Below are 24163 nucleotides of genomic sequence, written 5' to 3' on the forward strand. Positions count from 1 at the left end.
AAAAGAGTTTGCCTCGGAGAATCTGATGCCTGAAGAGTATGAAGTGCATGGTCCGCACGACCATGCGGTGCAGCACACCGGCCACCACGACGCTGACTCTTTCGGGAGCCGCATGGCCGTGATAACAGCGGTCCTCGCGACGATTGGCGCGTTGTGCGCGTATCAAAGCGGAAACAGCGAAAACCTCGCGCTGTACTACAAGAACGAAGCCGCGATCAAGAAGACCGAAGCCTCGAACCAATGGAACTACTACCAGGCCAAGGGCGAAAAGCAGAATCTCGCGGAGCTGGGCGCGGCGCTGTCGGTCGCCAATTCCGACGAGCATGCGAAATTTCTCGCGGATGTCGACAAGTACAAGCAGCAAAAAGAGCCGATCCGCGCAAAGGCTGAAGCGATCGAAAAAGAAGTGCTCGACAACGACGCGAAGAGCGAGACGCTGCTGCATGGCCATCATCGCTGGGCGCAGGCCACTACGCTGATTCAGGTTGCCATCGCTCTGTGCGCGATCACGCTGCTTACGCGAAAGAAGTGGTTGCGCAATGTGTCGTTCGTGGTCGCTGCAGCGGGCGTCGCGACCGGTGCAGTGGCCTTCTTCTCGGCTTGACCGGAGCTTCGCGTGGTAGACAGTTCAGCCGTTCTCGGCGTGTTATCCGTGTATGTGGCCGGCGTCGTGATTCCCGGTCCGAACTTCGTTGCGGTCGCGCATAAGGCGACCTCCGCCACACGCACCGAAGCGCTTGCGGTGGTGGCGGGCATTGTGCTCGTCAATCTGTTCTGGGCGAGTTGCGCGATCCTCGGCGTCGGCATTGTGTTCGCGGCGTTTCCGTGGCTGGCCTTCGCCGTTAAAGTGGCCGGCGCCACTTATCTGATGTGGTTCGGCGGACGGCTGATCTTCAAGGCTTCTGCAGGCAAGCCGCAACAGAATGCGCAGGCACCTGGCGGCAGCGTCCGTCAGGCGTTCGCTCAAGGCTTCGCGACCAATATCGCGAATCCAAAGTCAGTCGCGTTTTTTGCCGCGGTGTTTTCGTCGGCGGCGCCGCCGCATGAGAGCGTCGGCACTTTCGTCGCGATGCTGGGCATGGTGTTCGTCGTGGCAAGCAGCTGGTATGGCTTTGTTGCGCTGACGTTGTCGCATTCTCGGATCGCGTCCGCGTACCGGCGCAGCAAGGCATGGGTCGACCGGGTGTGCGGCGGCGTGATCATCGCGCTGGGCGTGCGTCAGTTGATCCGCTAGCGGGTTCTATGGCGTCTTCGGTAACGCCTCGCACTGCGCTTCGCAGGACGCAATCGTCGGCGCGCGGCCGCGCCCGGTGCCGTGGCTATGGCGGGTTTATGCGCACAAAGTTGCGCAGCCTACTGCATCACCGCACGCGCGCGTTCAAGTAACAACTCGCGCTCGCGTGCGTTGCGCGTCATCGCGGCAGCACGTTCGAAGTCCGCGCGCGCTTCATCCATGCGACCGAGTTTCGCGAGCAGGTCGCCGCGCACGCTCGGAAGCCAGTGATAGTTGGCGAGCGCCGCATCTGCCGCGAGCGCATCCACGATCTCTAGGCCTGCCGCCGGCCCGAACGCCATACCCACTGCGACCGCGCGATTCAATTCGACAACCGGCGACGGCGCGACTTGGGCAAGCGCGTCGTACAGCGCGACGATCTGCGCCCAATCGGTGTCTTCCGCTCGATGCGCGCGGGCATGACACGCGGCTAGCGCGGCTTGCAGCGCGTACGGCCCGCTCGCGCCGCCAAGCGCCTGCGCGGTGTCGAGCGCGGCCAGCCCGCGACGGATCAGTAGCGGGTCCCAACGGCTTCGGTCCTGATCGAGCAACAGAATGGCGCGCCCGTGTGCATCGGTGCGCGCATGTGTGCGCGACGCCTGAATTTCCATCAACGCGACAAGGCCGTGCACTTCACTTTCGTCAGGCACGAGACCGCTGAGCACGCGCCCGAGCCGCAGCGCTTCTTCGCAGAGCGCAGGGCGCATCCAGTCGTCACCGGCCGTCGCCGAATAGCCTTCGTTGAAAATCAGATAGATCACCTGCAACACCGACGCGAGTCTTGGCGCACGCGCTTCCGCCTGCGGCACTTCAAACGGCACCTTCGCCGCCGACAACGTCCGCTTCGCGCGAACAATGCGCTGCGCGACGGTCGGTTCCGGCACAAGAAAGGCGCGCGCGATCTCGTCCGTCGTCAGGCCGCCGACCAAACGCAGCGTAAGCGCGACACGCGCGTCGGTGGACAACACCGGATGGCATGCGGTGAAGACGAGCCGCAGCAGGTCGTCGCCGATATCGTCGGCACGCGCGGCGTCGAGCGCATCGACGAAATCCGGTACGACATGCGCCTCGAGCGCGTCCAGGTCGTGACCCAGCTCCTCGCGCTTGCGCGCGTGCAACGCTTCCTGCCGCAAGCGGTCGAGGGCGCGATTCTTTGCGGTCGCCATCAGCCACGCTCCGGGATTGTCGGGCACGCCCGCGTCGGGCCAATGTTCGAGTGCCGACACGAGCGCGTCTTGCGCCAGCTCTTCGGCGAGCCCGACGTCGCGCACCATCCGCGCGACGTAGGCGATGACCTTGGCGGACTCGATCCGCCAGACTGCCTCGATGGCACGGTGAGTGGCCAGTTTCGTCACAGGCTCAGCCCGGCGCCTTCGCGTTGGGGTCCATGTAGATCAGCTCCCAGATATGCCCGTCGATGTCTTCGAAACCGTGGCCGTACATGAAGCCGTAGTCCTGCGGCGCGCGGGGCGCGGTGCCGCCCGCAGCGAGCGCTTTGGCGACGAGCGCATCGACCTCGCCCCGGCTTTCGCATGACAGGCCTACGAGCGCTTCGGTGCTTTCCTTCGGATCGCAAAGCGACTTGCGCGTGAAGGACTTGAACAGGTCCTTGACCAGCAGCATCGCGTAAAGATTTTCACCGAGGATCAAACACGCCGCCTGATCGTTAGTGAATTGCGGATCGAAATTGAAACCGAGTGCGCTGAAGAATGCCTTTGACCGTTCGAGTTTATCGACCGCGAGATTGACGAAGATCTGCTTATGCATGATGGAGTCCAGTAATCGGTTGGCGTGGAATCAGCGGCGGCCCGCTTCCAGTTCACGAAAGCGCTCGATTTCCGCACTCGGCTCGAAGTCGTCGAGTTCGTAGAGTTGCCGCACTTCGATTTCGCCGTCAGCCTGTTCGCCGAACGGCGCGGGAAAACGCCGCGCCCATTCCATCGCTTCTTCACGCGAACGCACCTGGATCAGCGTGTAGCCAGCGATCAATTCCTTTGTTTCGGCAAACGGACCGTCGATTACCGAGCGCTGACCGCCGCTGTAGCGAACGCGCCATCCTTTCGAACTGGGCTGCAAGCCGGTGGCGTCCAGCAGCACGCCTGCCCTGGCGAGTTCTTCGTGGTACGCGCCCATCGCGGCCATCAGGGACGCTTCTGGCATTTCGCCGGCTTCGGTCGCGGCAGTCGCCTTCACCAGGATCATGAATCGCATCGCCGTTTCTCCTTTCGTCGTGAAGTTTGAGGTTGTGTAGTTGAGCGTGGCGCATTCGCCTGCTCTTACTCACACGACGAGCAATGCGCGAGCGATTCGACAGATACGTCGGGCGCCTGGGGAAAACCCCGAGCAAAGAGACGCAGATAGCCTATGCAAAGCACGGGCCGAGCTTGCGTACCTCGACAGTGCACCAGGTCGCCGCCGGACAGGCTTGCGCAATGGCCACCGCTTCCTCGCGCGAGTCGCAATCGAGAAGGAAAAACCCGCCGACCATTTCCTTTGCTTCTGCGAAGGGTCCGTCGAGCAGTTTCGGCTGTCCGTCGCGCACCTGCACCCGCACGGCGTCGCGAGAAGAGGTGAGCGATTCGACAGCGAGCAGTTTGCCGCGCTCCTTGAGGTCGGCGGCGAAACGCACCATCTGATCGTAGACTTCACGGCCTTTCGCCTCGCCGCGCTCGATGCGTTGTTCCGGAGGCTCGACAATCAGCAGCATATAAGACATGGCGTCTCCAATGAATTGCGCTGCGGACAGGCGCCCGGCAGTCGTACGGCGGCAGAAAAACGCGCCTGGGGTGAGCGCGGAAAGCCAGTCTAACAAGCGCGAATCGTTCCGGTAAGACTGAACCGCGGACTAATCGGCGGGGAGCCGCGCGCTCTTACGGAGACTCGTAAGCTCCCCGGTTTTGCGGATTTACTTTTGCCGCGCGGCACGCTTGCGCCGATTTGAAGTATTCTCCCCACGCGCCATTAGCCGCCATATAAACGGCCGATAAAAGTGTGAGAAAACATACGCATCGTTTTCAATCCAACGACACCGCGCGGCGATTTCGCAGTGGGCAAGCCGAATAACACCACGTTCGGGCAGTATCAAACGACTGTCAGCGCCGGAACCAATTCGCAAGGCGCTCGCACGTGTACGAATTGTCCGTTCCCCGCGCTGACCTCGGGCGGCTCGCGTCTGGTTGAACTCGGCGGCAATCAGAACTGGATCAGCTATGACGATGTCACGCAGTACAACGATTAACCGGCGCTGCATAAAAAAACGCCCCGCGTGGGGCGTTTGTTTTATCTGCGGCTTTGCGTTTTGCGGTTTTGCCGCTCAGAGCACCGCTTCGGCGATTGCTCTCGTCCGCGCGGACCGCATCAAGCCTTCGATCATTCGCGCCTGAGCGTTTGCGATCTCGCTCAACGATGCCACCGACAATTGCTCGTCCAGAATCGCGAGCGACGTGCACAGGCGTGCGTATTCGTCGTCATTGAGTGTCCACGCGCCGGTTCTCTGTTCGCGGCTGTCCAACTGGACCATGGCGGCGTGGCCGCTCTCGATATCGTCGATAACGTCTTCGCCGAGGCCGAGGCGCGCAAGCTCCTGCGACACGAGCAAATGCCGGCTCAACGTCATGTGCAGATCGCGCGAGCCGTGGCCGTGCTCGAACGCGTCGAGCGCCGCATAGCACTGCAGAAGCATCGCAGCGGTAACCGGCTCGTGCGTGCTACGGCTCTGGGTCAGCGCACGCAACAGCGGCGACATGGCCGGCGGATTGTGTTTGCGGACTCGCGATTTACTGGACATAGGTTTCACCTCCTTCGCTAACTCTCGGCTTCGTCGCACGATCGGTATGATTTCCCGGCGACGAGTGCCGCCGATGCGCTGGCGGCTGGACAGCCTCTAATGTGAGTCTGTGTAAGCATGATGGCAAGCGAATATTAAGTCCGGCTTAAAACGCGAAGGTCGCGCGCCTTCATCGCATCGACGAAAAAAAACCCTGTTCCCGCGAGAGAACAGGGCCGGACAGGATGGAAGAGTCGTGCTCGCGCGTGGATGCTCGCCGACCTGTGACCATCTAAACTGAAACGCTGTTACTGCCTGTCTTGCTACTTATGTTGCTGTTGCGAAGACATCTTCTGTACTTGTACTTCTACTGCTGAGACTTTCGTTGCGACTTCAACTGTTACTGGAAAACGGTCGTTGCCAGGTCAACTACTACCAGCACTGCAAAAACGGTTGTTGCTACGTCACCTGCTACTGCGCCATTGTTCTGCTTCTACTTCGTGCTGCGTTACTGCCCTGCCGCGTGGAACACCGCGGCAAAGTGCCATCAACGGTACGGTTCAAAACAACGCGGGAGAAGACCGCGTCGATGGAGCTCGGTGACTTGTCGCTCCATGGAAAACAGTTTATGCGAGCGAGCGCTCAGGCAATTGGGCAAAAGGAAGGGATTTGCCGCGCCAGTTTGACGAATCGGCGTAACAATCGGGGACGCATGCAGGACGGATGCGGAAGCCGCGTGAATGGCTCACGCGCGAATGGCGGAACAAGCCGGCGAGCGACGGCGCGATCGAGCGCCCGCTCGCACAAGAATCAGCGCGACGAGAGCGCACGCAACGTCACGCGGACGATGCGTGCACAGCGATGAACCGCCATCAGCGCGCGGCAAAATCGCTGATCGTCAACAGGACTCTATCTCCCGGACGTGCCAGCATTTTTCTTTCGGCGACGGCTGTGATGCGTTTGCGGCCATCCGCAAACGTTTTCAGCATGCGGTCCTCGGCAGCGCCGCGTTGCAGCCAGAAATGCTGCTCCAGCGCTTCACGCGTCACCGCGCATTCGAGGTCTCGTCCTCGCGCCGAAAGCTGGAAAATCACCGCGCGCCCGTCTGCCGAGACGCTAGGTTCAAGCTCGATAATCTCCATGGCCCACCTCGCAAAGTTGGTTATGCCGTCCGCCGTACTGAAACGGACGACACCGAACAAAACTGAATAGACACGCAAACCGGCATCGATCTTTCGGCTGATGAATTCGCTACTGTGCTGCCGCCACGTTCATCGTGAGCGAACGCAACGGCGCGTGCATGTCCGCATCTCCCGACGACACCGCCAGCGTAGACGCGGGCCGGGGCGCGAGGCGAAGCGCCGGCGGAAACGCTCGCGCGCTCGCCGATGCGGGCATGCGCGCTCGGCCGCTCAGCCACCACGAGCGTTTCACACAGAAGTCATGCAATAGCGTACTCAAGCCTTCGGACATCGAGTGTGTCCCGCCGCGCACTTCGCGCAACGCGGACGAAATCGCAAACCAGGAATGCGGCGGCCGTAGTTCGTGGCACACCACACCGCGTGAATCGGCGAAACGCAGGCAGCCTGTGTCGGGATAGAAGACGAGCGTCATCGCGTCGCCATCAATCGCGTGCGTCAGAACATGTGGTTTCGTGTTTAGCATTGTTCGTTGTATGCCAAGTGGCGCCGTTTCCCGGCGTTTCGGCGTGTCGCACGCAAAGTCTCGAACCTGCGCGCGTAGCAATCCGCGGGTAGGGCAAAAGCAAGGCACATGCCAATCAAACCGAAACGCGCTGCGCTCACGCTCCGGCGGCACGCAGAGCGCGCGTGCACAGCGTGTCGCGTGAGCGGCAAACATCGGCGGCGCCTGATGCATCGCGGCTAAAGTCACGGCGCCGCATCCGGCTTTCGTGAGCCGCGCGAGCGGCGAACAACCCACATTCTCTGCGCAAGCGCGCGCACTGGAACAAGCTAGCATGGTAAAAAAGCACTGGCAGCGTGACAATTCGCGCCAATTCTTACTAACGGGACCCGCACCCGGAACCGCTCCCACATGTCCGACGACGAAGCTGCGATAACCCTGCGCCCTGCCGTCGCCGACGCATTGCCCGTCGCGCTAACGGTGCTCAAAGGCAACCCGGCGCAGCGCCTATACGAGCGGCTCGGTTTCGAAATCGTGGGCGAGGACGAAAGACAGTTTCACATGAGGCGCGCGCCGCGCGCGTCGACGGAAACTGAAGCAGAATAAATGGCGGATAACGACTGACACACCACAGGCTCATCATGACTCTTCGTGACACCTCCGCGATTCAAAGCTGGCACGCGCATGTCTATTTCGACTCCGCGACGCGCGACAGCGCCTGGGCGTTTCGTGAGCAGATCGAAGCGCATTGGCATGGCAAGCTGCAGATGGGCCGTTTTCACGAGCGCCCGGTCGGGCCGCACCCCATGTGGTCGTATCAAATGGCTTTCGCTCACGAGCAGTTCGGCGAGCTGATTGGCTGGCTGACGCTCAATCACGGCGCGCTCGACATTTTCGTGCACCCGAATACCGGCGACGCGCTGCGCGATCACCGCGACGCCGCCGTGTGGATCGGCCGCTCACATGAGCTCCTGCTCGCCGCGTTGATATGACGAAAGCGCGGCGGCTCGCGGCTCACATGTTCGTGTACGAGCTGCACCAGCCGCGCGCGGCGACCTGTTTGTCGCCGAACAGAGTACAGCCGCCGTACGCGTCGGTAGCTTTCCCCTGAAACAGCGAACATGTCGCGCAGTTTTGGCCCGCTGCGTACTGCGGATACTTCGCCTTGTCGACCTTCGACACATCGTCTTTATAGCCGAGCGCCTGCGCCTGCGGGTCTGCCTCGCTGAGTGCGTTCGCGCCGGCGGCAAATGCCGCGCGCGAAATCATGAGAGACGAGCCTGCGCTCACGCCCAGCAATAAAAAATGGCGGCGCGATGTTTTCATTATTCGACTCCTTCGTACGTAGTGGGACGCGCCCGAACCACAGGCCGTTTTATCGCCAGGCGTTCAATCGAGGAACCGCGTGAATCGTTCAACCGGTTCTCGTTCGGAGCGCAGTGCGTTGACCGGCGCGCTTTCGTCTGCGAAACCGAGCGACATGCCGCACACCAGTTGCTCCTCGGGCGGCAGATCGAGTTGAGCCGCGATTACCTGATGAAACGGCGTGAACGCGGCCTGCGGGCAGGTGTCGAGGCCACGCCCGCGCGCCGCCGTCATGATCGCTTGCATGAACATGCCGTAATCGAGCCAGCTGCCGCGCTCCATCACGCGGTTGATGGTGAAGAAAAGACCCACCGGCGCGCCGAAAAAGCGATAGTTCTGCGCGTGCTGTTCATGCATGCGCGCTTTGTCGCCCTTTCCAATGCCGAGCAGTCCGTACAGATCCCAGCCGATCTTGCGGCGGCGGTCGATGTAAGGCGACACCCATTCGCGCGGATAGTATGGATATTCCTCGCGATAAAGCGTGTCGCGCTCCGGATGATCGTAAGCCGTCAGCAAGGCCTGCGACAGACGCGCGAGCGAGTCGCCCGTCACCACATAGACTTTCCACGGCTGCGTGTTGGTGCCGGACGGCGCGCGGCTCGCCACTTCGAGAATCGCCTCGATGTCCGCGCGCGGCACGGGCGTCGGCAGAAATGCGCGGACCGAGCGGCGCGTGGAGAGCGCGGCATCCACCAAGCTTTGGGCTTGGCTTGCGGTCTGGCTCGTGGCGTGGTTCGTAACTGCGGCGGCTGGGCGTGTCATCGTCGGAATCCGGTTGAAGCGGCAAGCAAATGCGCTGCAACGATTCTAGCGCGAGCGGCCATTTTCAAGCGGGCAAGCGCGCAGCTTACGTTTGCAATGCATGCGTGCGCGCCTGCGAACGCAACTATCGTTTTGCGTTTATCCTCTTTGCACGCTTCTTGCCGAATCCCCTATCGCAACCCGTTTCGTTCAATTTCGGAGTCGTGCATGCAATACCGCAAATTCGGCCGCACTGGCCTGACTGTTTCCCGTTTGTGTCTCGGCACAATGACCTTCGGCCTGCAAACCGAAGAAGACGCTTCGCGCCGCATTCTCGATACTGCCGCCGACGCCGGCGTGAATTTCATCGATACGGCCAACGTTTATCCGCTTGGCGGCGGCGAGGGCAATACGGGACGCACGGAGGAAATCGTCGGGCGCTGGCTGAAGGGCAAGCGCGACCGCTTCATTCTGGCCACGAAGGCAGTCGGCAAGATGGGCCCTTCGGCATGGGACCAGGGCGCGTCGCGCAAGCATCTGCTCGATGCAATCGACGCCTCGCTGCAGCGTCTCGGCACCGATTACGTGGACCTCTATCAACTCCATTCCGACGACGCGAACACTCCGCTCGACGAAACACTCGAAGCGCTGGACGTGATCGTGCGCTCGGGCAAAGCGCGCTACATCGGCGTGTCGAACTTTCTTGCGTATCGGCTCGCGCGTGCGCTCGGTCGCGCCGACGTGCTGCGGGTGGCGCGCTTCGTCTCGGTGCAGCCGCGTTATAACCTGCTGTTCCGCCAGATCGAACGCGAACTGCTGCCGTTGGCCGCGGAGGAGCAACTTGCAGTCATACCGTACAACCCGCTCGCGGGCGGCTTGCTGACCGGCAAGCACAAGCTCGATGCAACGCCCACATCGGGCCGCTTCACTGAAAGCGTCGGCAAGGCGGGCGCCATGTATCAGGAGCGGTACTGGCACCAACGCGAGTTCGAGACGATCGAGCGGCTGAAAGCGATTGTCGAGCCGACCGGCGAGTCGCTGACGCGCATGTCGCTTGCATGGGTGCTGGCGAACCCACTCGTCACGTCGGCGATTATCGGCGCGAGCCGCGCCGAGCAATTGAACGATACGTTGGCGGCGTCCGAACTCGTGCTGGACACCGACATCAAGAAGCAACTCGACGAGGCCAGCGTCGAATATCGGTGGGGCGACGCGGCGCGCTAAACGTGGCGGCGGACCGCCGGCAACAAGTCAGCCGCGATCATCGCCCGTATCGAAGCACTGTGCTGGCTGCCGCAATCACGTGGTCTTTCATTGCGGCGAACAGCGCGTCTCTGGTCAAGCCGGCCGGCAACGCGTCCGGCGCGACATCGAGCGCATAGACCTGCACGACGTAGTGATGCGGCACATCACCGACCGGCGGGCATGGCCCGTAATAGCCCGGGCCACCGGTGCGATTCGTCCCCGCGACGCTGCCTGGCGGCGGTGCGGCTCCCGCGCCCAGCGAGGTAACGGAAGGCGCAATGCCGTATAGCACCCAATGCACGATGCCTAAACCCTTCGCGCCGTCAGGATCGAAGATCGTCACCGCATAGCTTTTAGTGCCTGTGGGCGGATTGCGCCATTGCAACGCCGGCGACACGTTGCCGCCGCCACAGTTATTGGCGCTAGCCGCGTGAGTCGATTCCAGTGTTCCGCCGTCGGTCAAGCCCGGCGACGTCAACGTGAACGCCTCAGCCGCATATGCAGCAGTCACGGTGAAGGCGAGCATCATGCCCACGCTGGCAGACATCAGGCGCCGCGCAGCGCCAACGTAACTCTTTCGAATCATTGCTGCTTGCTCCGGGCTATTTGCAATTGGCGCGAGTTCAAACTATTCGAATTCGCCAGTGCGTGCATTCGCTTCGGGAAGCTGCCGCGTTTCGCGCACCGACCGTGGATGCCATAACCGCGCGCCGCCTTCAATGCCCGCATCGTTCGAAACCGTCGCCACGTTCGCAGGCAATTCGAATTTCAGGCGTGCCGCGTTGCCGCCGCCGATCCACAACTTATCGAAATTCACGAGCGAATCGAGAATTCGAATCACTTTTTCGACGCGCCGGTTCCAGCGCTTATTCCCGGCTTTTTCGCGCGCTGCGTCGCCTATGTACTCGTCGTAAGCAACGCCCTTGTTGCTCACCGGATGGTGGGCAAGTTCCAGATGAGGCATCAACTCGCCGTCGCGAAAGAGCGCCGTTCCCGCTCCGGTGCCGAGCGTCAGGACGAATTCAATCCCTTTGCCCTCTATCGCGGCGAAGCCCTGCATCTCGGCGTCGTTGATCATGCGCACCGGCAAACCGCCGAGCTTTTGCGCGAGCAGATCGGCAAGCGGAAAGTCGTGCCAACCTTCCACGCCGAAATGCGGCGCCGTCAGAATGCGGTTGTTGCGCACCACGCCTGGAAAGCCGATCGACATCAGCGCGGGCGGCGCTTTTCCGATCAGCGGCTCCACGAGTTTCGCCAACGCATCCACGAGTTGATCCGGCGTGCACGGATGCGGTGTCGCCACACGCACGCGCTCGGTTTGCATCTGGCCGTCCGCGTCGATGATTGCCGCTTTCAAGCCGGTGCCGCCGACGTCGATTGCGAGAATCCGCTCGTCGCTCGTTGCTGCTTGTGCGGCTTTTGCCGCATTCGCCGCATTCGCCGCATTCGCCGCGTTTGCCGCGTTTGCCGCGTTTGCCGCATTCGCCGCATTCGCCGCCTTAGCAGCCTTTGCCGCGTTCGCCGCCTTTGCTTTGGATGTCGCCACGGTTACCCCATATGTGTGGTTGTGCTTCATGGCATTACTTCTTCTGGACCGCGCTTGCTTTCAACGGACGCCATGCGCGGCCGTCGCGCGCCAGCAGCGCATCTGCTTCGGCGGGTCCTTCGCTGCCGGCCGGATAGCCGTGCACCGGAACCGCGCCGCCGGCTTTCGGATGCAACACATCGTCTACCGCGCACCAGCTCGTTTCGATGCTGTCGGCGCGCTGGAACAATGTTTCGTCACCCAGCATGCAGTCGTAAAGCAGCGTTTCATAGCCTACGTTCGCGCGTTCCGCGAAAAAATCGGCATAATCGAACGAAGACTGTACCGGGCCGATCTGCATCACCGGGCCCGGCGTTTTTACGTTGAAGTCGAAACTCGTGCCGTGCGCGGGGTCGATGCGCAAAGTCAGCACGTTAGGCGTAAGCGCGTCGACAGGCGTGTCGCGGAACAAACGGAACGGCACGGGTTTCAGTTGCACTGAAATTTCCGTGCGGCGCGCGGCAAGCCGCTTGCCCGTGCGCAGATAAAAAGGCACGCCAGCCCAGCGCCAATTTTCTACGAACACGCGCGCGGCGGCATATGTTTCAGTCGTGCTGTCAGGCGCAACATCCGGCTCTTCGCGATAACCCACGCCCGTGGTGCCGTTTTCGTATTGACCGAACACGACGTCGTTCGGCGTCAGCGGCAAGATGGCGTCGAAAATTTCGGCCTTCTTATCGCGCACGGCTTCGGCATCGAATGAATTGGGCGGCTCCATCGCGACCATGCCGAGCAACTGGAACAGGTGGTTCGGCACCATGTCGCGAAACGCGCCGGTTTGCTCGTAGAACTTGCCGCGCCCTTCCACGCCGATTGTTTCGGCCGCCGTGATCTGCACACTGTCGATATATTCGCGCCGCCATACCGGCTCGAATAGCGCGTTGGCGAAGCGCACGGCAAGAATGCTCTGCACCGTGTCCTTGCCGAGAAAGTGGTCGATGCGATAAATCTGCGATTCCTTCGCGTATGAAAGGATATGCGCATTCAGATCGCGCGCTGTTGCCAGGTCGGTGCCGAACGGCTTTTCGATCACGATGCGGCGAAAGCCATCGCCTTCCTTGAGCAAACCTGCCTCGCCCAAATGCTCGACGATCGGTTTGAAGAAACGCGAAGTGACCGCCAGATAGAAAATCACATTGCCGCCCGGCGCCTGGGCGAGTTTCTGCTTGAGCCGCGCGAAGGTGTCGGGCGTCTCGAATTCGCCGGCCATGTACTCGAGGCGTTGCGCGACCCAGTCCCACGCGTTGTCATCCAGCTTGCCGGCGTGAAAGGTGCTGGCCTTGTCGGCAGCGAATTTTTGCAGCGACTGGTGCAGGTCTTCCCGCCACTCGCCCGTCTCCCGCGCGCCATGATTGACGCCGACGATCTGCATGCCGCCGTCGAGCAGGCCGTCCACTGCGAGGTTGTAAAGCGCGGGCATCAGCAGGCGCTTCGTAAGGTCGCCGCCCGCGCCGAAGATCACCAGCGTGCAAGGCGGCGCGGGTCGTTTGCCCGCAGGCGACGGCGGCTCACCGTGCGCAGTGGCACTGACCTTGCAACTCCGCTCGACAGCAACGTTGCCCTTAGCGTCTGCGTTCGAAGGATTAGCGGCTTGAGGATTCGGTGTAGTCGGCATGGGATTCACTTGAAGAAGCCAATGAAACGGACGTGGCAATACTTGAAAGACCACGCCCGCAGCCACACAGTTCAAAACGATAGCGCGCTATTTGACGGAACTGGTCGCCAACGCAGACGCCGTTTCAGGCTCGACCTCTCGTGCCGGTGCCGACGGCGCAGTCGGAATCGGCGCGCGCCCCGCCTCGCCCGCGAGCGGCACGCTGCCGGAAGCGGCCATGACACGCGGCTGTAACAGCAGCGCTACGAGTCCGCTCCAGCCCGTTTGATGCGAAGCGCCGACGCCGCGTCCATTGTCGCCGTGGAAATACTCATGGAACAGAACCAGATCGCTCGAACGCGGGTCGGCTTGCAGCAAAGGATAAGCACCCATTACCGGGCGCTCGCCGTCCTTGTTCTTCAGGAACAGCGTTGTCGCGCGGCGGGCGAGTTCGTCGGCGATTTCGCACAGCGAGAACTTCTGGCCCGAACCGGTCGGATATTCGACGCGGAATTCGTCGCCGTAATAGCGGTGAAATTCGTATAGCGATTCGATCAACAGATAGTTGACCGGCATCCACACCGGACCGCGCCAGTTCGAATTACCGCCAAACACGCGCGTATCCGATTCTGCCGGCAGGTATTTGACGGTAAAGCTGTTGCCGTTGTGGTTGAAGACGAACGGATGATCGCGATGGTATCGGGACAGCGCGCGCACGCCATGATCGGAGAGGAATTCGCTCTCGTCGAGCGCGCGCCGCAGCAGCGCTTTCATACGATGCCCGCGCAAGACCGACAGCAGCAGCGCGTTGCCCTTGCCCGGTTCGTTCCAGCGCGAGACCAGCTTTGCGAGGTCCGGACGATGCCTGAGGAACCAGACAAGCCGATCCCGCAATCCAGGCAAGTGACCATGCAAACGCTCTTCGAGCACGTGCACCGCGAAAAGCGGAATGAGCCCGACAATCGAACGTACACGCATGGGAATGCTGCTGCCGTCAGGCAGGCGCAGCTTGTCGTAGAAGAACTCGTCTTCGCTGTCCCAGAGTCCGGTATCGCAGCCGTCGTCGCAACTCACGGCTTGCGCGATGTACAGGAAGTGCTCGAAAAACTTCACGCCGATATCGACGAACACATGGTTCGCATACGCGAGTTCGAGCGCGATACGCATCAGGTCGAGCGCGTAAGCGGCCATCCACGCGGTACCGTCGGCCTGATCGATGTGACCGCCGGTTGGCAACGGCGACGAGCGATCGAAGATACCCACGTTGTCGAGGCCGAGAAAACCGCCCTGAAAAATATTGTGGCCGTCGGCGTCCTTGCGATTCACCCACCACGAAAAATTGAGCAGCAGCTTATGAAAGACCAGTTCGAGGAAATCGCGGTCCGGCTTGCCGGTGAGCGCACGGTCGATCTCATAGACGCGCCAGGCAGCCCATGCGTGCACGGGCGGATTCGCGTCGCCGAGCGCCCATTCGTAGGCGGGCAGTTGTCCATTCGGATGCTGATAGCGGTCTTTCACCAGCAGCAGCAACTGACGCTTCGCGAACGCGGGATCGATCAGCGCGAACGCCGCTGCGTGGAACGCGAGATCCCACGACGCGTACCACGGATACTCCCACTTGTCCGGCATCGACACGATGTCGGCGTTGCACAGATGCATCCAGTCCGCGTTGCGCCCGCGCTTGCGCGCGGTCGCGGGCTTCGGCTGCAAAGGATCCCCTTCGAGCCAGCGATGCACGTCATACCGGTAATACTGCTTCGACCATAGCATGCCCGCGAGCGCCTGACGCTGCACCAGGCGCGCGTCGGGGTCATCCATGTCGTGTTGCAGCGCGCCGTAGAATTCGTCGGCCTCGCCGATCCGCTTCGCAAAGAGCGCATCGGCGTTGAGCGGCACTTCGTCGGGGCTCGCTTCCGGACGCCAACGCATGTAGACCACCGCGCGGCCGTGCGGAGCGAGTTCAATCGGCGCATGCGCGCCGGCTTTCGTGCCGCGCTCGCGACGCACAGCTTGCTGGTCGCCATGCACGAGGTAATCGTTGAAGCCGTCTTTGAACGGACCTTCCGCCTCCATGTCGTAGAGGCGCTTCACGTTGGTGTCGTTCTCGCAGAACAGCCATGTGAGTTGCGGCACGTCGTTCGACCAGGCCGTCACGACGATCGGCTCTTGTCCATGCTGATGACCGATCAACTGCGCGTGGCCGTTATGGTCGGTGCCCGCAACGAGCGACGGCTTATCCGTGTTCTCTTTCCACGACCACGAATTGCGCGCCCAGATTTGCGGAAGCACATCGAGCGACGCGGGCTCATCCGCGCGATTCTCTATTGTCACGCGCATTACGATGTCGTTCGGTGCGTGCTTGGCGTATTCGACCTGCACGTCGAAATAGCGCAAGTCGTCGAATACACCGGTGTCGAGAATCTCGTACTCCGGCATGTCGCCGCCACGTCGCGCGTTTTCCTCTATCAGATCCTGATACGGGTAAGCGGTGTGCGGATACCTGTAGAGCATGCGCATGTACGAATGCGTGGGCGTGCCGTCCAGATAGAAGTACAACTCCTTCACGTCCTCGCCATGATTGCCCTGCGCATTCGTGAGGCCAAAGAGCCGCTCTTTCAGGATCGGGTCCTTGCGGTTCCACAACGCAAGCGACACACACCAGCTCAGCGTGTCGTCGCCGAAACCGGCAATGCCGTCTTCGCCCCAACGGTACGCGCGGCTACGCGCATGGTCGTGCGGAAAGTAGTCCCACGCTGTGCCGTCCGCACTGTAATCTTCACGTACGGTGCCCCATTGGCGCTCGCTGAGGTACGGTCCCCAGCGCTGCCAGTGGGAGCAATCCGCCGAATGCAGGCGTGAGCCTTCAGTGGTGTCCAACAGACTGGCAGCGCGCAGCGGTGGCATGACAGCATCCTTGCGTCGGGCTTGGCGGAGAGACACACATCGTAGCGCGGTTTACGCGCCGGTGCGATCCAACCCGGCAAGCAGGTGCTCTATACGCAGCAGTTCTCCAAGCGACCACGCCTGAAACGGTGTGCCGGCAGGCGCATGCGGCGCGTCGCCGTCGGCTATTTCGGAAATGTGATCGAGCCCGGCGTGATCGAGATGCGCGTATAGCGGATCGAGAAATCGTGTTCGGGCCTCCCGGCGCGCGTCTGGTGAATTGTCGCGCACGCGCAACCAGGCCTCGACGAATGGCCCGAGCAACCACGGCCACGCCGTTCCTTGATGATAGGCGCCATCGCGTTCGTACGGCGCCCCACTGTAGCGGCCGCGATAAGCGGGGTCTAACGGCGCAAGCGTGCGCAAGCCGAGCGGCGTGAGCAGTTGCGCTTCAACTTGATCGACCACCGCGCGCGCCGCCGCGCCTTCGAGCAATGCAAAAGGCAGACCGCCGACCGCGAAAATCTGGTTCGGGCGAATCGAGCGGTCCACGGTGCCGGTCACATGATCCACGTCGATGTTGTCGAAAAGCGTTTGCGTGGACGGATCGATGAAGCGTTTAAGAAACGCTTGCAACGCCTGTTCGGCCAGCCGTTGCCATTGCGGATTCCACGTTGCTGCAATGCGCAATGCGTTGATCCACAGCGCCTGTACTTCCACCGGCTTGCCGATACGCGGCGTGACGACCCAATCGCCGACCTTCGCGTCCATCCACGTCAGCTGCATGCCGGGCACGCCTGCACATAGCAGACCATCTTCCGCGGATGCCTTGATGTTGAAGCGCGTGCCTTGCGTATAACCCGCGAGGATCGCTTCGACCGCTTGCTGCAGACGCTTCATGGTTGCGGCGCTCGCATGACTCGTCGACAGATAGTCGTATACGGCGACGATAAACCAAAGCGATGCATCGACGGAGTTGTATTCCGGAGCATCGCCGTAATCGGGAAAGCGGTTAGGCAGCATGCCCTCGGACAGAGTTTCGGACCATTCGAGCAGGATCGCCTCGGCAGCGTCGAGACGGCCCGATGCAATCAGCAAGCCGCGCATTGCGATAAACGTATCGCGGCCCCAGTCGGTGAACCATGGAAAACCCGCGAGTATTGTGCGGCCTTCGTTACGCTGCACGACGTAGGCGTCGGCGGAACGTTGCAGACGCGAGCCGAAGGCATGGCGGCGTTGTTGTTCGACGCCGGCCAATTGATCGGCATGGCTCGACGCCGCAGCGTGTGCGGTCGTCGTATCCGACGCGCTGAGGATCATCACTGCGTCTGCATCTGCATCTGCATCTGCGAGATTGAAACTGAAGACGCCGGGCGTTGCCAGGTCTTCGCTGAAATCGAGCCCGCGCTCACGCTCCCGAACGTAGCAGAAGTTGCGATACCAGTCGGGCGCATGCGTGTAGACGCCGTTCGTCGTCGCATGAATACGCGGCAGATCTCCATACGGTTGCCAGCTTACGCAACCGGCATCGTTGCCGGCTTGAGCGCTGAAGTCGAACGCGGCGTTCTCGTGATGCAGCGCGTGATAGTCGCGGCCCGATAACAGCGGCCTCACTTTCAACGTAAGCGCACCTGCTTGCGATGCTGCTTGCGTGCGCTGCCACCGCCAGCGTAATACGGTTTCGCGCGTCGCCTTGCTGACGAACACCTCGGCTGTGACAAGCGTTTCCGTATCGAACTGGAAGCGCCATGTCGGCCAGGGTTCCGTGGTGAAGTCGAGCACGTTCGACGCCGCATCGGGATAGAGCACATCAGGCACATAGCGTTGCATGCTCAGTGGATAACGCTCGCCATGCGCTTCGAGCCACGCCTCGATACCGTTCACGAGCACGATGCGGCCGCCCGGCGCTCGCGTGGCCGTCAACAACAACGCGTGGTAACGGCGCGTGCGCAGCGTGCCCACGGTTCCCGATGCGAAGCCGCCGAAGCCGTCCGCTTCGAGCCATTCGTCTTCGAGACGCGTCATGTCGAAAGGTCGTTCAATGCGTGTCATGGCGTGAGCACTCGTGCAAGGCGGTTGCTATGTTTCCGTGTGCTTGAAAGTCAAGCAGATGGCGCTAACGTGTCCATTCTCCTACTTATCACTTTCCGATTCCTTTCGAAGAACTCACAACCGCGAGTCAATTTTCCCACTCGCAAACGTTTCACAATTATTTCTTGAAAGGGTTGGAGACTGCATCCGCTTTCACGAAACTGGATGCAGACATGAGAACAGACATACGCCTCATTGGCGCGCTGTTCGTTGCGCTCGCAACGTTAGCGCTAACCGGCTGCGGCGCGGATGATTCCGCGTCGAGTAATGCGTCTTCATCGCCGGGCGTTGTGACGAACAACGCGGCGACTCCTGCAGCATCTTCGCCAGCATTTCCTCTCAACGCGTCGTCGACGCTCGCGGCAAACCCCGCCCTCGCGGCCGACGCGATCACGCAGAACATGCAAGCCAGCCTCGCCGCCGACAGCCAGCAAATGGCGCCCGTCATGCATTACGCACCCGGCGACAGCGCGAACAGCAAGTGACCGATTCCACCGGCGCGCTCGGCGCGCTATTCTTTCCCCCCGCAGAAGGTGATATTCGATGACATCAAATAGCCGTCGCCGTTTCCTGCAGACCGTGGCTTCATCCGCCGGCGCTGCCGCCGCGCTGACCGCGCTGCCTGAGTCGATCCGCAATGCGTTGGCCGTTCCCGCGTTTTCGCGCACGGGCACCATTCGCGACGTCGAACATATCGTCGTGTTCATGCAGGAGAACCGCTCGTTCGACCACTACTTCGGCCACTTGCGCGGAGTGCGTGGTTACAACGACCGCTTCCCGATTCCACTGCCGAGCGGCAAGCCGGTGTGGTATCAACCGTCGAAGGCGGACCCGACGAAACCTGTGCTGCCGTTCCATCTGGATACGTCCACGACGAGCGCGCAATGCGTGGGCGACCTCGATCACAGCTGGTACAAGACGCATGCCGCGATCGACGGCGGCCGCTACGACCAGTGGCCCGCCACCAAGACCGACATGACAATGGGCTATCACCTGCGCGGCGACATTCCATTCCACTACGCGCTCGCCGATGCGTTCACCGTGTGCGACGCATACTTCTGTTCGCTGCCGGGACCGACGCACCCGAACCGCTCGTATCTGATGACCGGCACCGTGGACCCAACCGGCAAGTTCGGCGGGCCGCTCCTCGACAACAACGACTGGGTGGACGGCGACGGCCCGCCGAACTATCAGTTGCTTTCGTGGACCACGTACCCCGAGCGCCTGCAAGCCGCGGGCATTTCGTGGCAGGTCTATCAGCAAGGGCTGACCGGCTCCGATCCGTTGAACGGCAATTACGGCACCAACATCCTGCAGAATTTCAGCAACTTCATCAACGCGCAGCCGGGCTCGCCGTTGTATGAACGCGCGCAAACGGTGCGCACCATCGACGATCTGAAAGCCGACGTGCTCGCCAACAAGCTGCCGCAAGTTTCATGGTTGTGCCCGCCGGCTGCGTACTCGGAGCATCCGCAATACACGCCCGCATACGGCGCCGAGTACACGTCACAGATTCTGGATGCGTTGACGTCGAACCCGGAGGTGTGGAGCAAGACCGTGCTCTTCATCATGTACGACGAGAACGACGGCTTCTTCGATCACATGGTGCCGCCGCAGCCCGCGACCACGCCCGCGCAAGGCAAGTCGACGGTCAGCACCGAAGGCGAAATTCACAACGTGGTCAACCCGGGTCGCGGCGGCAGCTATACGGCCGACGGCCTGCCTTACGGCCTCGGCCCACGCGTGCCCATGACGATCGTCTCGCCGTGGAGCAAGGGCGGTTTCGTATGCTCGCAGGTGTTCGATCACACGTCAGTGATCCGCTTCATCGAAACGCGCTTTGGAGTGTACGAGCCGAACATAACCGCATGGCGTCGTGCTGTGTGCGGCGACCTGACGACGGCGTTCGATTTCCGCACACCGGATTCGAAGGTGCCGCCGCTGCCCGACACGAGCAACTACAAGACCATTGCCGACAACCAATGCGCGACGCAGCCGAAGCCGACCGTCCCAGCGACGCCGGGCGCGATCGACCCGCAGGAAGGCGGCATCCGCTTCGCGCGCGCATTGCCGTACGAACTGCATGTGAACGGCCAGGCCGACGCGAAGAAGAGCACGTTCGAACTTTCTATCGGCAACACCGGCGATCAGGGCGCGCACTTCTATGTGTACTCGACGAACCGCACGGACGGTCCGTGGCGTTACACCGTTGAGGCAGGCAAGTCGCTCAGCGAGTCGTTCGATCTCACGGCGACTAACGGCGCATATGCATTCGAAGTGTTCGGCCCGAACGGTTTCGTACGCAAATTCGCGGGCAACGTAGCGGCAACCGCGCAAGGGGCAACGCAGGCATCGCAGTTTGGCGGGGGGCATCACAACGAGAAGCCGGCTCAGCCCGAAGTCAAGGTGCAATACGATGTTGCGAACGGCAACGTGTTCCTCAAGTTCAGCAACAAGGGCGGCAAGCTCGCGCGCTTGACGGTGACCGACAATGCGTATGGCGCGCGCCCGCGCCCGGTGCTGGTGCCGGCCGGAGCGCATATCGAAGAGGCATGGGTGCTCGCGGCGAGCCATCACTGGTACGACTTGACGGTGACCAGTAACGACGACGAGAGTTTCTTGCGCCGCGTTGCAGGTCATGTCGAAAATGGCCGACCCAGTATCAGCGATCCGGCTGCAATCGCGCCGGTGCTGGTGGCAAATTAACAGCGTATGAAGCTTAGGCTTCGGCTGGGCCCGTGTTGTCTGCGCGTCTTGCCGAAGTCTCTTCGCATGCTGGCGCCAATCACGCCCCTAACAACACGCCTGTTCTGAAGGGCCGCGCTCCCGTCACTCGACCCAGCGGCGCGCCCGCCGTCACGAAGCGGATCGCGCGACGCATATAGAACACGCCTTCCGTGTGACTCGTGAGCGTGGACGTTTCGTCGGTCAATGGATCGACGATATCGAACAGCGGTTGCCCCACGCGAATCGTGTCGCCGATTTTCGCGCGATGAATCAGGATGCCGCTCACTGGCGCATAGAACTGCTCACTGCCCGCAAGCGGCGTGGCGGCGGTCAACAGCGGCGGCAGCGGCTTCGCTTCAAGTCGAACAGCTTTGCGCCACACGAGATAATCGACGATCGCATCGGCATCCTGCTGTGCCGCTTCGTATGAAACGTCGCGCTGACCGCGGCATTCCACCGTTACGGCGATCGCGCCGTTCGGCACCGGCTTGTCGGCGGGCATTTCCTGCTGCAATTGCCACCACAACAGGCTGTGCGTTTCGTCGAAGGCCTCGCCGCCCGAGTTGGTTGCGAGCAACGAGGCCTGTGCGCCAAGATAACGCGCGAACGGTTCGAATTGCGGCCACGCCGCCTCGCTCGTGTACAGATGCATCGCGGCTTCGAGCGAGCAATGCAGATCGATTACGACGTCCGCATCGAATGAGAGCTTGAGCATTGCAAATTGCAAAGACTCGAATTCGGTCAATGGTTTCTGCGCGGCCAGTTCCTCTGCAATCAACCGACGAACAATGCGCACGTTTTCCGCCGCATCGGCACCTAGCGCTTCGCGAGCCCGCGCAATCAGCTTGGGAAACTGCAGGAAATGCCGGTTGAAGTTCTTGCCGCTCGCAAGATCGAAGCGCCCTAGAAACTGCCCGAGTATGTATTGCCCGAGTCCGACCGGATTGGCCACCGGCACGAGCACGATCTCGGCATTCAGTGCGCCCTGCTGTTCGCGTTCGACGAGACGCCGCTTCAACAGAACCGTGGTCAACATTGCCGGCGTTTCGTCGGCATGCAGCGACGACTGAATATAGATCTTCTCCCCGCTGCCAACCGGGCCGAAGTGAAACGACACCAGTTCGCGGTGCGTGCCGATAGCCGGCGAAAGAAGCGGATGCGATTGCCTGTTCATGAGTGGAAAGCTTTCGGTTGAAGAGCAAGACGCGCGGACATCAGTTGCCGTATGGGTCGAAGTCAAAGTACTTCTTTGCGATCTGCGCATAGGTGCCGTCTTTCAACATGGCGGCGATCGCAGCGTTGATCGACGCCTGTATCGCCGTCTCGTCCTTGCGCAAGCCGATGCCCGTGCCGCGATCGCCCATTGAAAGCGGTTCGCCGACAAACGCAAAGCCCCTGCCGGCCGGTGTGCGCAGAAAACCGAAATCCGCTTCCACCGAGCCGAGCAATGCGCCGTCCAGGCGTCCGTTTTGCAGGTCGGCGAATACTTCGTCCTGGCTCTTGTATGCGACGACATGTGCGCCGAGCGGCACCCAGTTCGTGAGCGCATAGCCTTCGAACTGCGTGCCCGATTGCACGCCGATCTGTTTGCCGGAGAGTGCCTGCAGGCCCGCGGCGAGCGGCGAGCCTTGCCGCGCGATCAGCCGCGATTTGAATTGAAAGAGCTTCGACGTGAACAGTATTTGTTGTTCCCGCTTTTGCGTGATCGCCATCGAGGAAAGAATCGCGTCGATCTTGCGTGCCTGAAGCGCCGGGATCATCCCCGAAAATTCGAGTTCGACCCATTGGCAACGTGCCTGAATGCGGCGGCAAATTTCGTTGCCGAGATCGACGTCGAAACCTTTGAGGCTGCCGTCAGGCGCTTTGGAGTCCATCGGCGGATAGCTCGGGTCGATGCCCAGGCGCAGCGTGCCCGACTCAGCGGCAAACACGCCGCAGCTAAACGTCAGCGCGGCGGTGAGGATCATCAGCGAAAGTTTCATGGGAGCGGAAGGTTCGAGTGGACGGATCGTGGCCAAGTCATCGTATGCGGGTGCCGCGCTCCATAGAAGTCCCGTTCCGACTATCATGATCACCTTTGCCGATCACCGACGCGGCCCCGGCGGTGGAGTACCCGCGCCACCCTGCGAACTACCACACGGACGCTCACATGGCGTTGACCATCTCCCAACTGCGAGCCTCCAAGGCAGTAGCCGAACACGGCAGCCTGCGTGCAGCCTCGCGCGCGTTGGGCGTCGCGCAAAGCGGCATCACGCAGCAGCTGCAGAACCTTGAATCGATGTTGGGCGCAACGCTGTTTATCCGCACCAATCGCGGCATTGCGTTGACCGCGCTGGGCCAGCGGCTGTTGCAGCGCGCCGGCGCGATCATCAGCGAATGCGAACGCGCCGAGCAGGAAGTGCAGCAATTGCGCGGCGACTACGCGGGCGAGGTCAGCTTCGGCATGACCACCGAGCCGCTCGTCGACGCATTGGCACCCGTGCTGATGGACTTCCGCACGCGCTTCCCGCAGGTCGCGCTGCATCTGCGCACCGGCACCTCGCGCATGATGATCTCGTGGATTCGTGAAGGCAGGTTGGACTTCGCGCTCGCGCTGGTGTCGAAACATACCGATACAGCCGATCTCTCTGTCGTGCCGCTCTATCCGTCCGACCCGGTCATTGTCTGCCGCAAGGGTCATCCGAAAGCCGGCGCGCGAACGCTCGCGGAACTCACCGGGTGCGCGTGGATTGCGACGCGCTCGCCGAATCTTACCGACGATCCGCAAGTCAACCGCCTGAGTCATCTGTTCGAAAGTCATGGCTTGCCGCCGCCTGAAATCGTCGCGACCGTGGAAGGCTTGTACGAGACGTTGCACCTCGTGGGCGCCACGGATTGCCTGTCGCTGGAGTCGTCGATTATCGCGAAGCAAGGGCCTTTTGCGAGTGCGCTCACCGTGATTGACGTCCGCGAGCGCGCCATCGAGCAGACCGTCTGCCTGCTGCAACGCGCGGCCATTCCTCTCACGCCCGCCGCTCAGGAACTGGCGACCATGATCGCCTCGTACACACGTACGGTGAGATCGCGTTGAAACGACGCCACTTGCGGCGCGGGCATCGAGCGGGGCAGATCGACGAAGCGTTCGCCCGGGTTTGTCGAGGCGCACCAAAGCGAGGCCGCCGCCCAACGACTACAATTAAAGCCCCCTGCCGGGCGCGAACAACATTCAAGGCGTTAGTCAAACGAAAGGCGCAAGGCAAACTGGCAGAA

General features: G+C 61.6%; 24 protein-coding genes and 1 pseudogene. 9 read left to right on the plus strand and 16 right to left on the minus strand.

The genetic code is table 11. The features are described from left to right. Nucleotides 1–25 precede the first annotated feature (25 nt). Complete coding sequence (locus RW095_RS13700) at nt 26–604, plus strand: DUF4337 domain-containing protein (protein WP_317019842.1); 579 nt, start codon at nt 26–28, stop codon at nt 602–604. Between the two features lie 12 nt (nt 605–616). Continuing rightward, nucleotides 617–1234 (plus strand): LysE family translocator, encoded by a 618-nt coding sequence (locus RW095_RS13705; protein ID WP_317019511.1) that lies wholly within the window; start codon nt 617–619, stop codon nt 1232–1234. 119 nt (nt 1235–1353) lie between these two features. Here RW095_RS13705 and RW095_RS13710 read toward each other — a convergent pair whose 3' ends face one another. The 4 genes from RW095_RS13710 to RW095_RS13725 form a co-directional block, all read right to left on the minus strand. Then, nucleotides 1354–2628 carry an RNA polymerase sigma factor gene (locus tag RW095_RS13710; RefSeq protein WP_317019512.1) on the minus strand — a complete coding sequence of 425 codons (1275 nt, stop codon included), beginning with the start codon at nt 2626–2628 and terminating at the stop codon, nt 1354–1356. Nucleotides 2629–2632: 4 nt separating this feature from the next. Beyond that, entirely contained in the window at nt 2633–3040 is a 408-nt protein-coding gene (locus RW095_RS13715) for a VOC family protein (RefSeq protein WP_128585269.1), read from the minus strand. Nucleotides 3041–3070: 30 nt separating this feature from the next. After that, nucleotides 3071–3484 carry a YciI family protein gene (locus tag RW095_RS13720; RefSeq protein ID WP_317019513.1) on the minus strand — a complete coding sequence of 138 codons (414 nt, stop codon included), beginning with the start codon at nt 3482–3484 and terminating at the stop codon, nt 3071–3073. A gap of 151 nt (nt 3485–3635) precedes the next feature. Then, nucleotides 3636–3989: a YciI family protein gene (locus tag RW095_RS13725; protein ID WP_128585271.1), complete on the minus strand. Its 354-nt coding sequence runs from the start codon at nt 3987–3989 to the stop codon at nt 3636–3638. A 330-nt stretch (nt 3990–4319) separates the two neighbouring features. On the opposite strand from RW095_RS13725, the gene RW095_RS13730 reads away from it, so the two are divergent. Beyond that, nucleotides 4320–4511: a hypothetical protein gene (locus RW095_RS13730; protein ID WP_317019514.1), complete on the plus strand. Its 192-nt coding sequence runs from the start codon at nt 4320–4322 to the stop codon at nt 4509–4511. Between the two features lie 75 nt (nt 4512–4586). Here RW095_RS13730 and RW095_RS13735 read toward each other — a convergent pair whose 3' ends face one another. From RW095_RS13735 to RW095_RS13745, 3 genes are all read right to left on the minus strand, one after another. Further along, nucleotides 4587–5060, minus strand: a complete 474-nt coding sequence (locus RW095_RS13735) for a hypothetical protein (protein ID WP_317019515.1) — start codon at nt 5058–5060, stop codon at nt 4587–4589. An 851-nt stretch (nt 5061–5911) separates the two neighbouring features. Beyond that, nucleotides 5912–6181, minus strand: a complete 270-nt coding sequence (locus RW095_RS13740; protein ID WP_027778246.1) for a DUF1488 family protein — start codon at nt 6179–6181, stop codon at nt 5912–5914. A gap of 109 nt (nt 6182–6290) precedes the next feature. Continuing rightward, on the minus strand, nt 6291–6704 hold the full coding sequence (locus RW095_RS13745; RefSeq protein ID WP_317019516.1) for a hypothetical protein: 414 nt from the start codon (nt 6702–6704) through the stop codon (nt 6291–6293). 417 nt (nt 6705–7121) lie between these two features. Between RW095_RS13745 and RW095_RS13750 the strand changes: the two are divergent. Continuing rightward, nucleotides 7122–7289, plus strand: a pseudogene (locus RW095_RS13750) (GNAT family N-acetyltransferase); the annotation flags it as partial. Between the two features lie 35 nt (nt 7290–7324). Then, entirely contained in the window at nt 7325–7675 is a 351-nt protein-coding gene (locus RW095_RS13755) for a DOPA 4,5-dioxygenase family protein (protein WP_317019517.1), read from the plus strand. 22 nt (nt 7676–7697) lie between these two features. On the opposite strand, the gene RW095_RS13760 is transcribed toward RW095_RS13755, so the two are convergent. Then, entirely contained in the window at nt 7698–8009 is a 312-nt protein-coding gene (locus RW095_RS13760; protein WP_020068722.1) for a high-potential iron-sulfur protein, read from the minus strand. A gap of 63 nt (nt 8010–8072) precedes the next feature. After that, on the minus strand, nt 8073–8810 hold the full coding sequence (locus RW095_RS13765) for a nitroreductase (RefSeq protein ID WP_317019518.1): 738 nt from the start codon (nt 8808–8810) through the stop codon (nt 8073–8075). A 207-nt stretch (nt 8811–9017) separates the two neighbouring features. On the opposite strand from RW095_RS13765, the gene RW095_RS13770 reads away from it, so the two are divergent. Further along, nucleotides 9018–10013 (plus strand): aldo/keto reductase, encoded by a 996-nt coding sequence (locus RW095_RS13770; RefSeq protein ID WP_317019519.1) that lies wholly within the window; start codon nt 9018–9020, stop codon nt 10011–10013. Between the two features lie 37 nt (nt 10014–10050). Here the strand turns inward: RW095_RS13770 and RW095_RS13775 are convergent, their stop codons facing one another. The 5 genes from RW095_RS13775 to RW095_RS13795 form a co-directional block, all read right to left on the minus strand. Next, on the minus strand, nt 10051–10620 hold the full coding sequence (locus RW095_RS13775; RefSeq protein WP_317019520.1) for a YbhB/YbcL family Raf kinase inhibitor-like protein: 570 nt from the start codon (nt 10618–10620) through the stop codon (nt 10051–10053). A gap of 42 nt (nt 10621–10662) precedes the next feature. Beyond that, the gene (locus RW095_RS13780) at nt 10663–11610 is read right to left on the minus strand and encodes an ROK family protein (RefSeq protein ID WP_317019521.1); all 948 of its coding nucleotides are present in this window, start codon (nt 11608–11610) and stop codon (nt 10663–10665) included. Nucleotides 11611–11614: 4 nt separating this feature from the next. Next, nucleotides 11615–13234, minus strand: coding sequence for a glucose-6-phosphate dehydrogenase (gene zwf, locus RW095_RS13785; protein ID WP_317019522.1), 1620 nt, complete (start codon nt 13232–13234; stop codon nt 11615–11617). A gap of 87 nt (nt 13235–13321) precedes the next feature. Further along, the gene (locus RW095_RS13790; protein ID WP_317019523.1) at nt 13322–16117 is read right to left on the minus strand and encodes an MGH1-like glycoside hydrolase domain-containing protein; all 2796 of its coding nucleotides are present in this window, start codon (nt 16115–16117) and stop codon (nt 13322–13324) included. 51 nt (nt 16118–16168) lie between these two features. Next, complete coding sequence (locus RW095_RS13795; protein ID WP_317019524.1) at nt 16169–18148, minus strand: amylo-alpha-1,6-glucosidase; 1980 nt, start codon at nt 18146–18148, stop codon at nt 16169–16171. 212 nt (nt 18149–18360) lie between these two features. Between RW095_RS13795 and RW095_RS13800 the strand changes: the two genes are divergently transcribed. Further along, entirely contained in the window at nt 18361–18672 is a 312-nt protein-coding gene (locus RW095_RS13800) for a hypothetical protein (protein ID WP_317019525.1), read from the plus strand. 58 nt (nt 18673–18730) lie between these two features. Beyond that, a complete protein-coding gene (locus tag RW095_RS13805; protein WP_317019526.1) occupies nt 18731–20893 on the plus strand; it encodes a phosphocholine-specific phospholipase C in 2163 nt (720 codons plus the stop codon). 79 nt (nt 20894–20972) lie between these two features. Here RW095_RS13805 and RW095_RS13810 read toward each other — a convergent pair whose 3' ends face one another. Further along, nucleotides 20973–22088, minus strand: a complete 1116-nt coding sequence (locus RW095_RS13810; protein ID WP_317019527.1) for a succinylglutamate desuccinylase/aspartoacylase family protein — start codon at nt 22086–22088, stop codon at nt 20973–20975. Between the two features lie 40 nt (nt 22089–22128). Next, nucleotides 22129–22896, minus strand: coding sequence for a transporter substrate-binding domain-containing protein (locus tag RW095_RS13815; protein ID WP_317019528.1), 768 nt, complete (start codon nt 22894–22896; stop codon nt 22129–22131). A 167-nt stretch (nt 22897–23063) separates the two neighbouring features. On the opposite strand from RW095_RS13815, the gene RW095_RS13820 reads away from it, so the two are divergent. Continuing rightward, a complete protein-coding gene (locus RW095_RS13820) occupies nt 23064–23984 on the plus strand; it encodes a LysR family transcriptional regulator (protein WP_317019529.1) in 921 nt (306 codons plus the stop codon). Nucleotides 23985–24163: the final 179 nt, after the last annotated feature.

It is taken from the genome of Paraburkholderia kirstenboschensis, from assembly GCF_032806925.1.
GTDB classification, from domain to species: Bacteria; Pseudomonadota; Gammaproteobacteria; order Burkholderiales; family Burkholderiaceae; genus Paraburkholderia; species Paraburkholderia kirstenboschensis.

Excerpts from the sequence above, each read along its gene's own strand:
- RW095_RS13745 (WP_317019516.1), bottom strand. The coding sequence starts at position 6,704 with ATGCTAAACACGAAACCACATGTTCTGACGCACGCGATTGATGGCGAC.
- RW095_RS13815 (WP_317019528.1), bottom strand. The coding sequence starts at position 22,896 with ATGAAACTTTCGCTGATGATCCTCACCGCCGCGCTGACGTTTAGCTGC.
- RW095_RS13810 (WP_317019527.1), bottom strand. The coding sequence starts at position 22,088 with ATGAACAGGCAATCGCATCCGCTTCTTTCGCCGGCTATCGGCACGCAC.
- RW095_RS13820 (WP_317019529.1), top strand. The coding sequence starts at position 23,064 with ATGGCGTTGACCATCTCCCAACTGCGAGCCTCCAAGGCAGTAGCCGAA.
- RW095_RS13715 (WP_128585269.1), bottom strand. The coding sequence starts at position 3,040 with ATGCATAAGCAGATCTTCGTCAATCTCGCGGTCGATAAACTCGAACGG.
- RW095_RS13735 (WP_317019515.1), bottom strand. The coding sequence starts at position 5,060 with ATGTCCAGTAAATCGCGAGTCCGCAAACACAATCCGCCGGCCATGTCG.
- RW095_RS13755 (WP_317019517.1), top strand. The coding sequence starts at position 7,325 with ATGACTCTTCGTGACACCTCCGCGATTCAAAGCTGGCACGCGCATGTC.
- RW095_RS13720 (WP_317019513.1), bottom strand. The coding sequence starts at position 3,484 with ATGCGATTCATGATCCTGGTGAAGGCGACTGCCGCGACCGAAGCCGGC.
- RW095_RS13760 (WP_020068722.1), bottom strand. The coding sequence starts at position 8,009 with ATGAAAACATCGCGCCGCCATTTTTTATTGCTGGGCGTGAGCGCAGGC.
- RW095_RS13780 (WP_317019521.1), bottom strand. The coding sequence starts at position 11,610 with ATGAAGCACAACCACACATATGGGGTAACCGTGGCGACATCCAAAGCA.
- RW095_RS13795 (WP_317019524.1), bottom strand. The coding sequence starts at position 18,148 with ATGACACGCATTGAACGACCTTTCGACATGACGCGTCTCGAAGACGAA.
- RW095_RS13790 (WP_317019523.1), bottom strand. The coding sequence starts at position 16,117 with ATGCCACCGCTGCGCGCTGCCAGTCTGTTGGACACCACTGAAGGCTCA.
- RW095_RS13805 (WP_317019526.1), top strand. The coding sequence starts at position 18,731 with ATGACATCAAATAGCCGTCGCCGTTTCCTGCAGACCGTGGCTTCATCC.
- RW095_RS13725 (WP_128585271.1), bottom strand. The coding sequence starts at position 3,989 with ATGTCTTATATGCTGCTGATTGTCGAGCCTCCGGAACAACGCATCGAG.
- RW095_RS13775 (WP_317019520.1), bottom strand. The coding sequence starts at position 10,620 with ATGATTCGAAAGAGTTACGTTGGCGCTGCGCGGCGCCTGATGTCTGCC.
- RW095_RS13770 (WP_317019519.1), top strand. The coding sequence starts at position 9,018 with ATGCAATACCGCAAATTCGGCCGCACTGGCCTGACTGTTTCCCGTTTG.
- RW095_RS13740 (WP_027778246.1), bottom strand. The coding sequence starts at position 6,181 with ATGGAGATTATCGAGCTTGAACCTAGCGTCTCGGCAGACGGGCGCGCG.
- RW095_RS13700 (WP_317019842.1), top strand. The coding sequence starts at position 26 with ATGCCTGAAGAGTATGAAGTGCATGGTCCGCACGACCATGCGGTGCAG.
- RW095_RS13765 (WP_317019518.1), bottom strand. The coding sequence starts at position 8,810 with ATGACACGCCCAGCCGCCGCAGTTACGAACCACGCCACGAGCCAGACC.
- RW095_RS13800 (WP_317019525.1), top strand. The coding sequence starts at position 18,361 with ATGAGAACAGACATACGCCTCATTGGCGCGCTGTTCGTTGCGCTCGCA.
- zwf (WP_317019522.1), bottom strand. The coding sequence starts at position 13,234 with ATGCCGACTACACCGAATCCTCAAGCCGCTAATCCTTCGAACGCAGAC.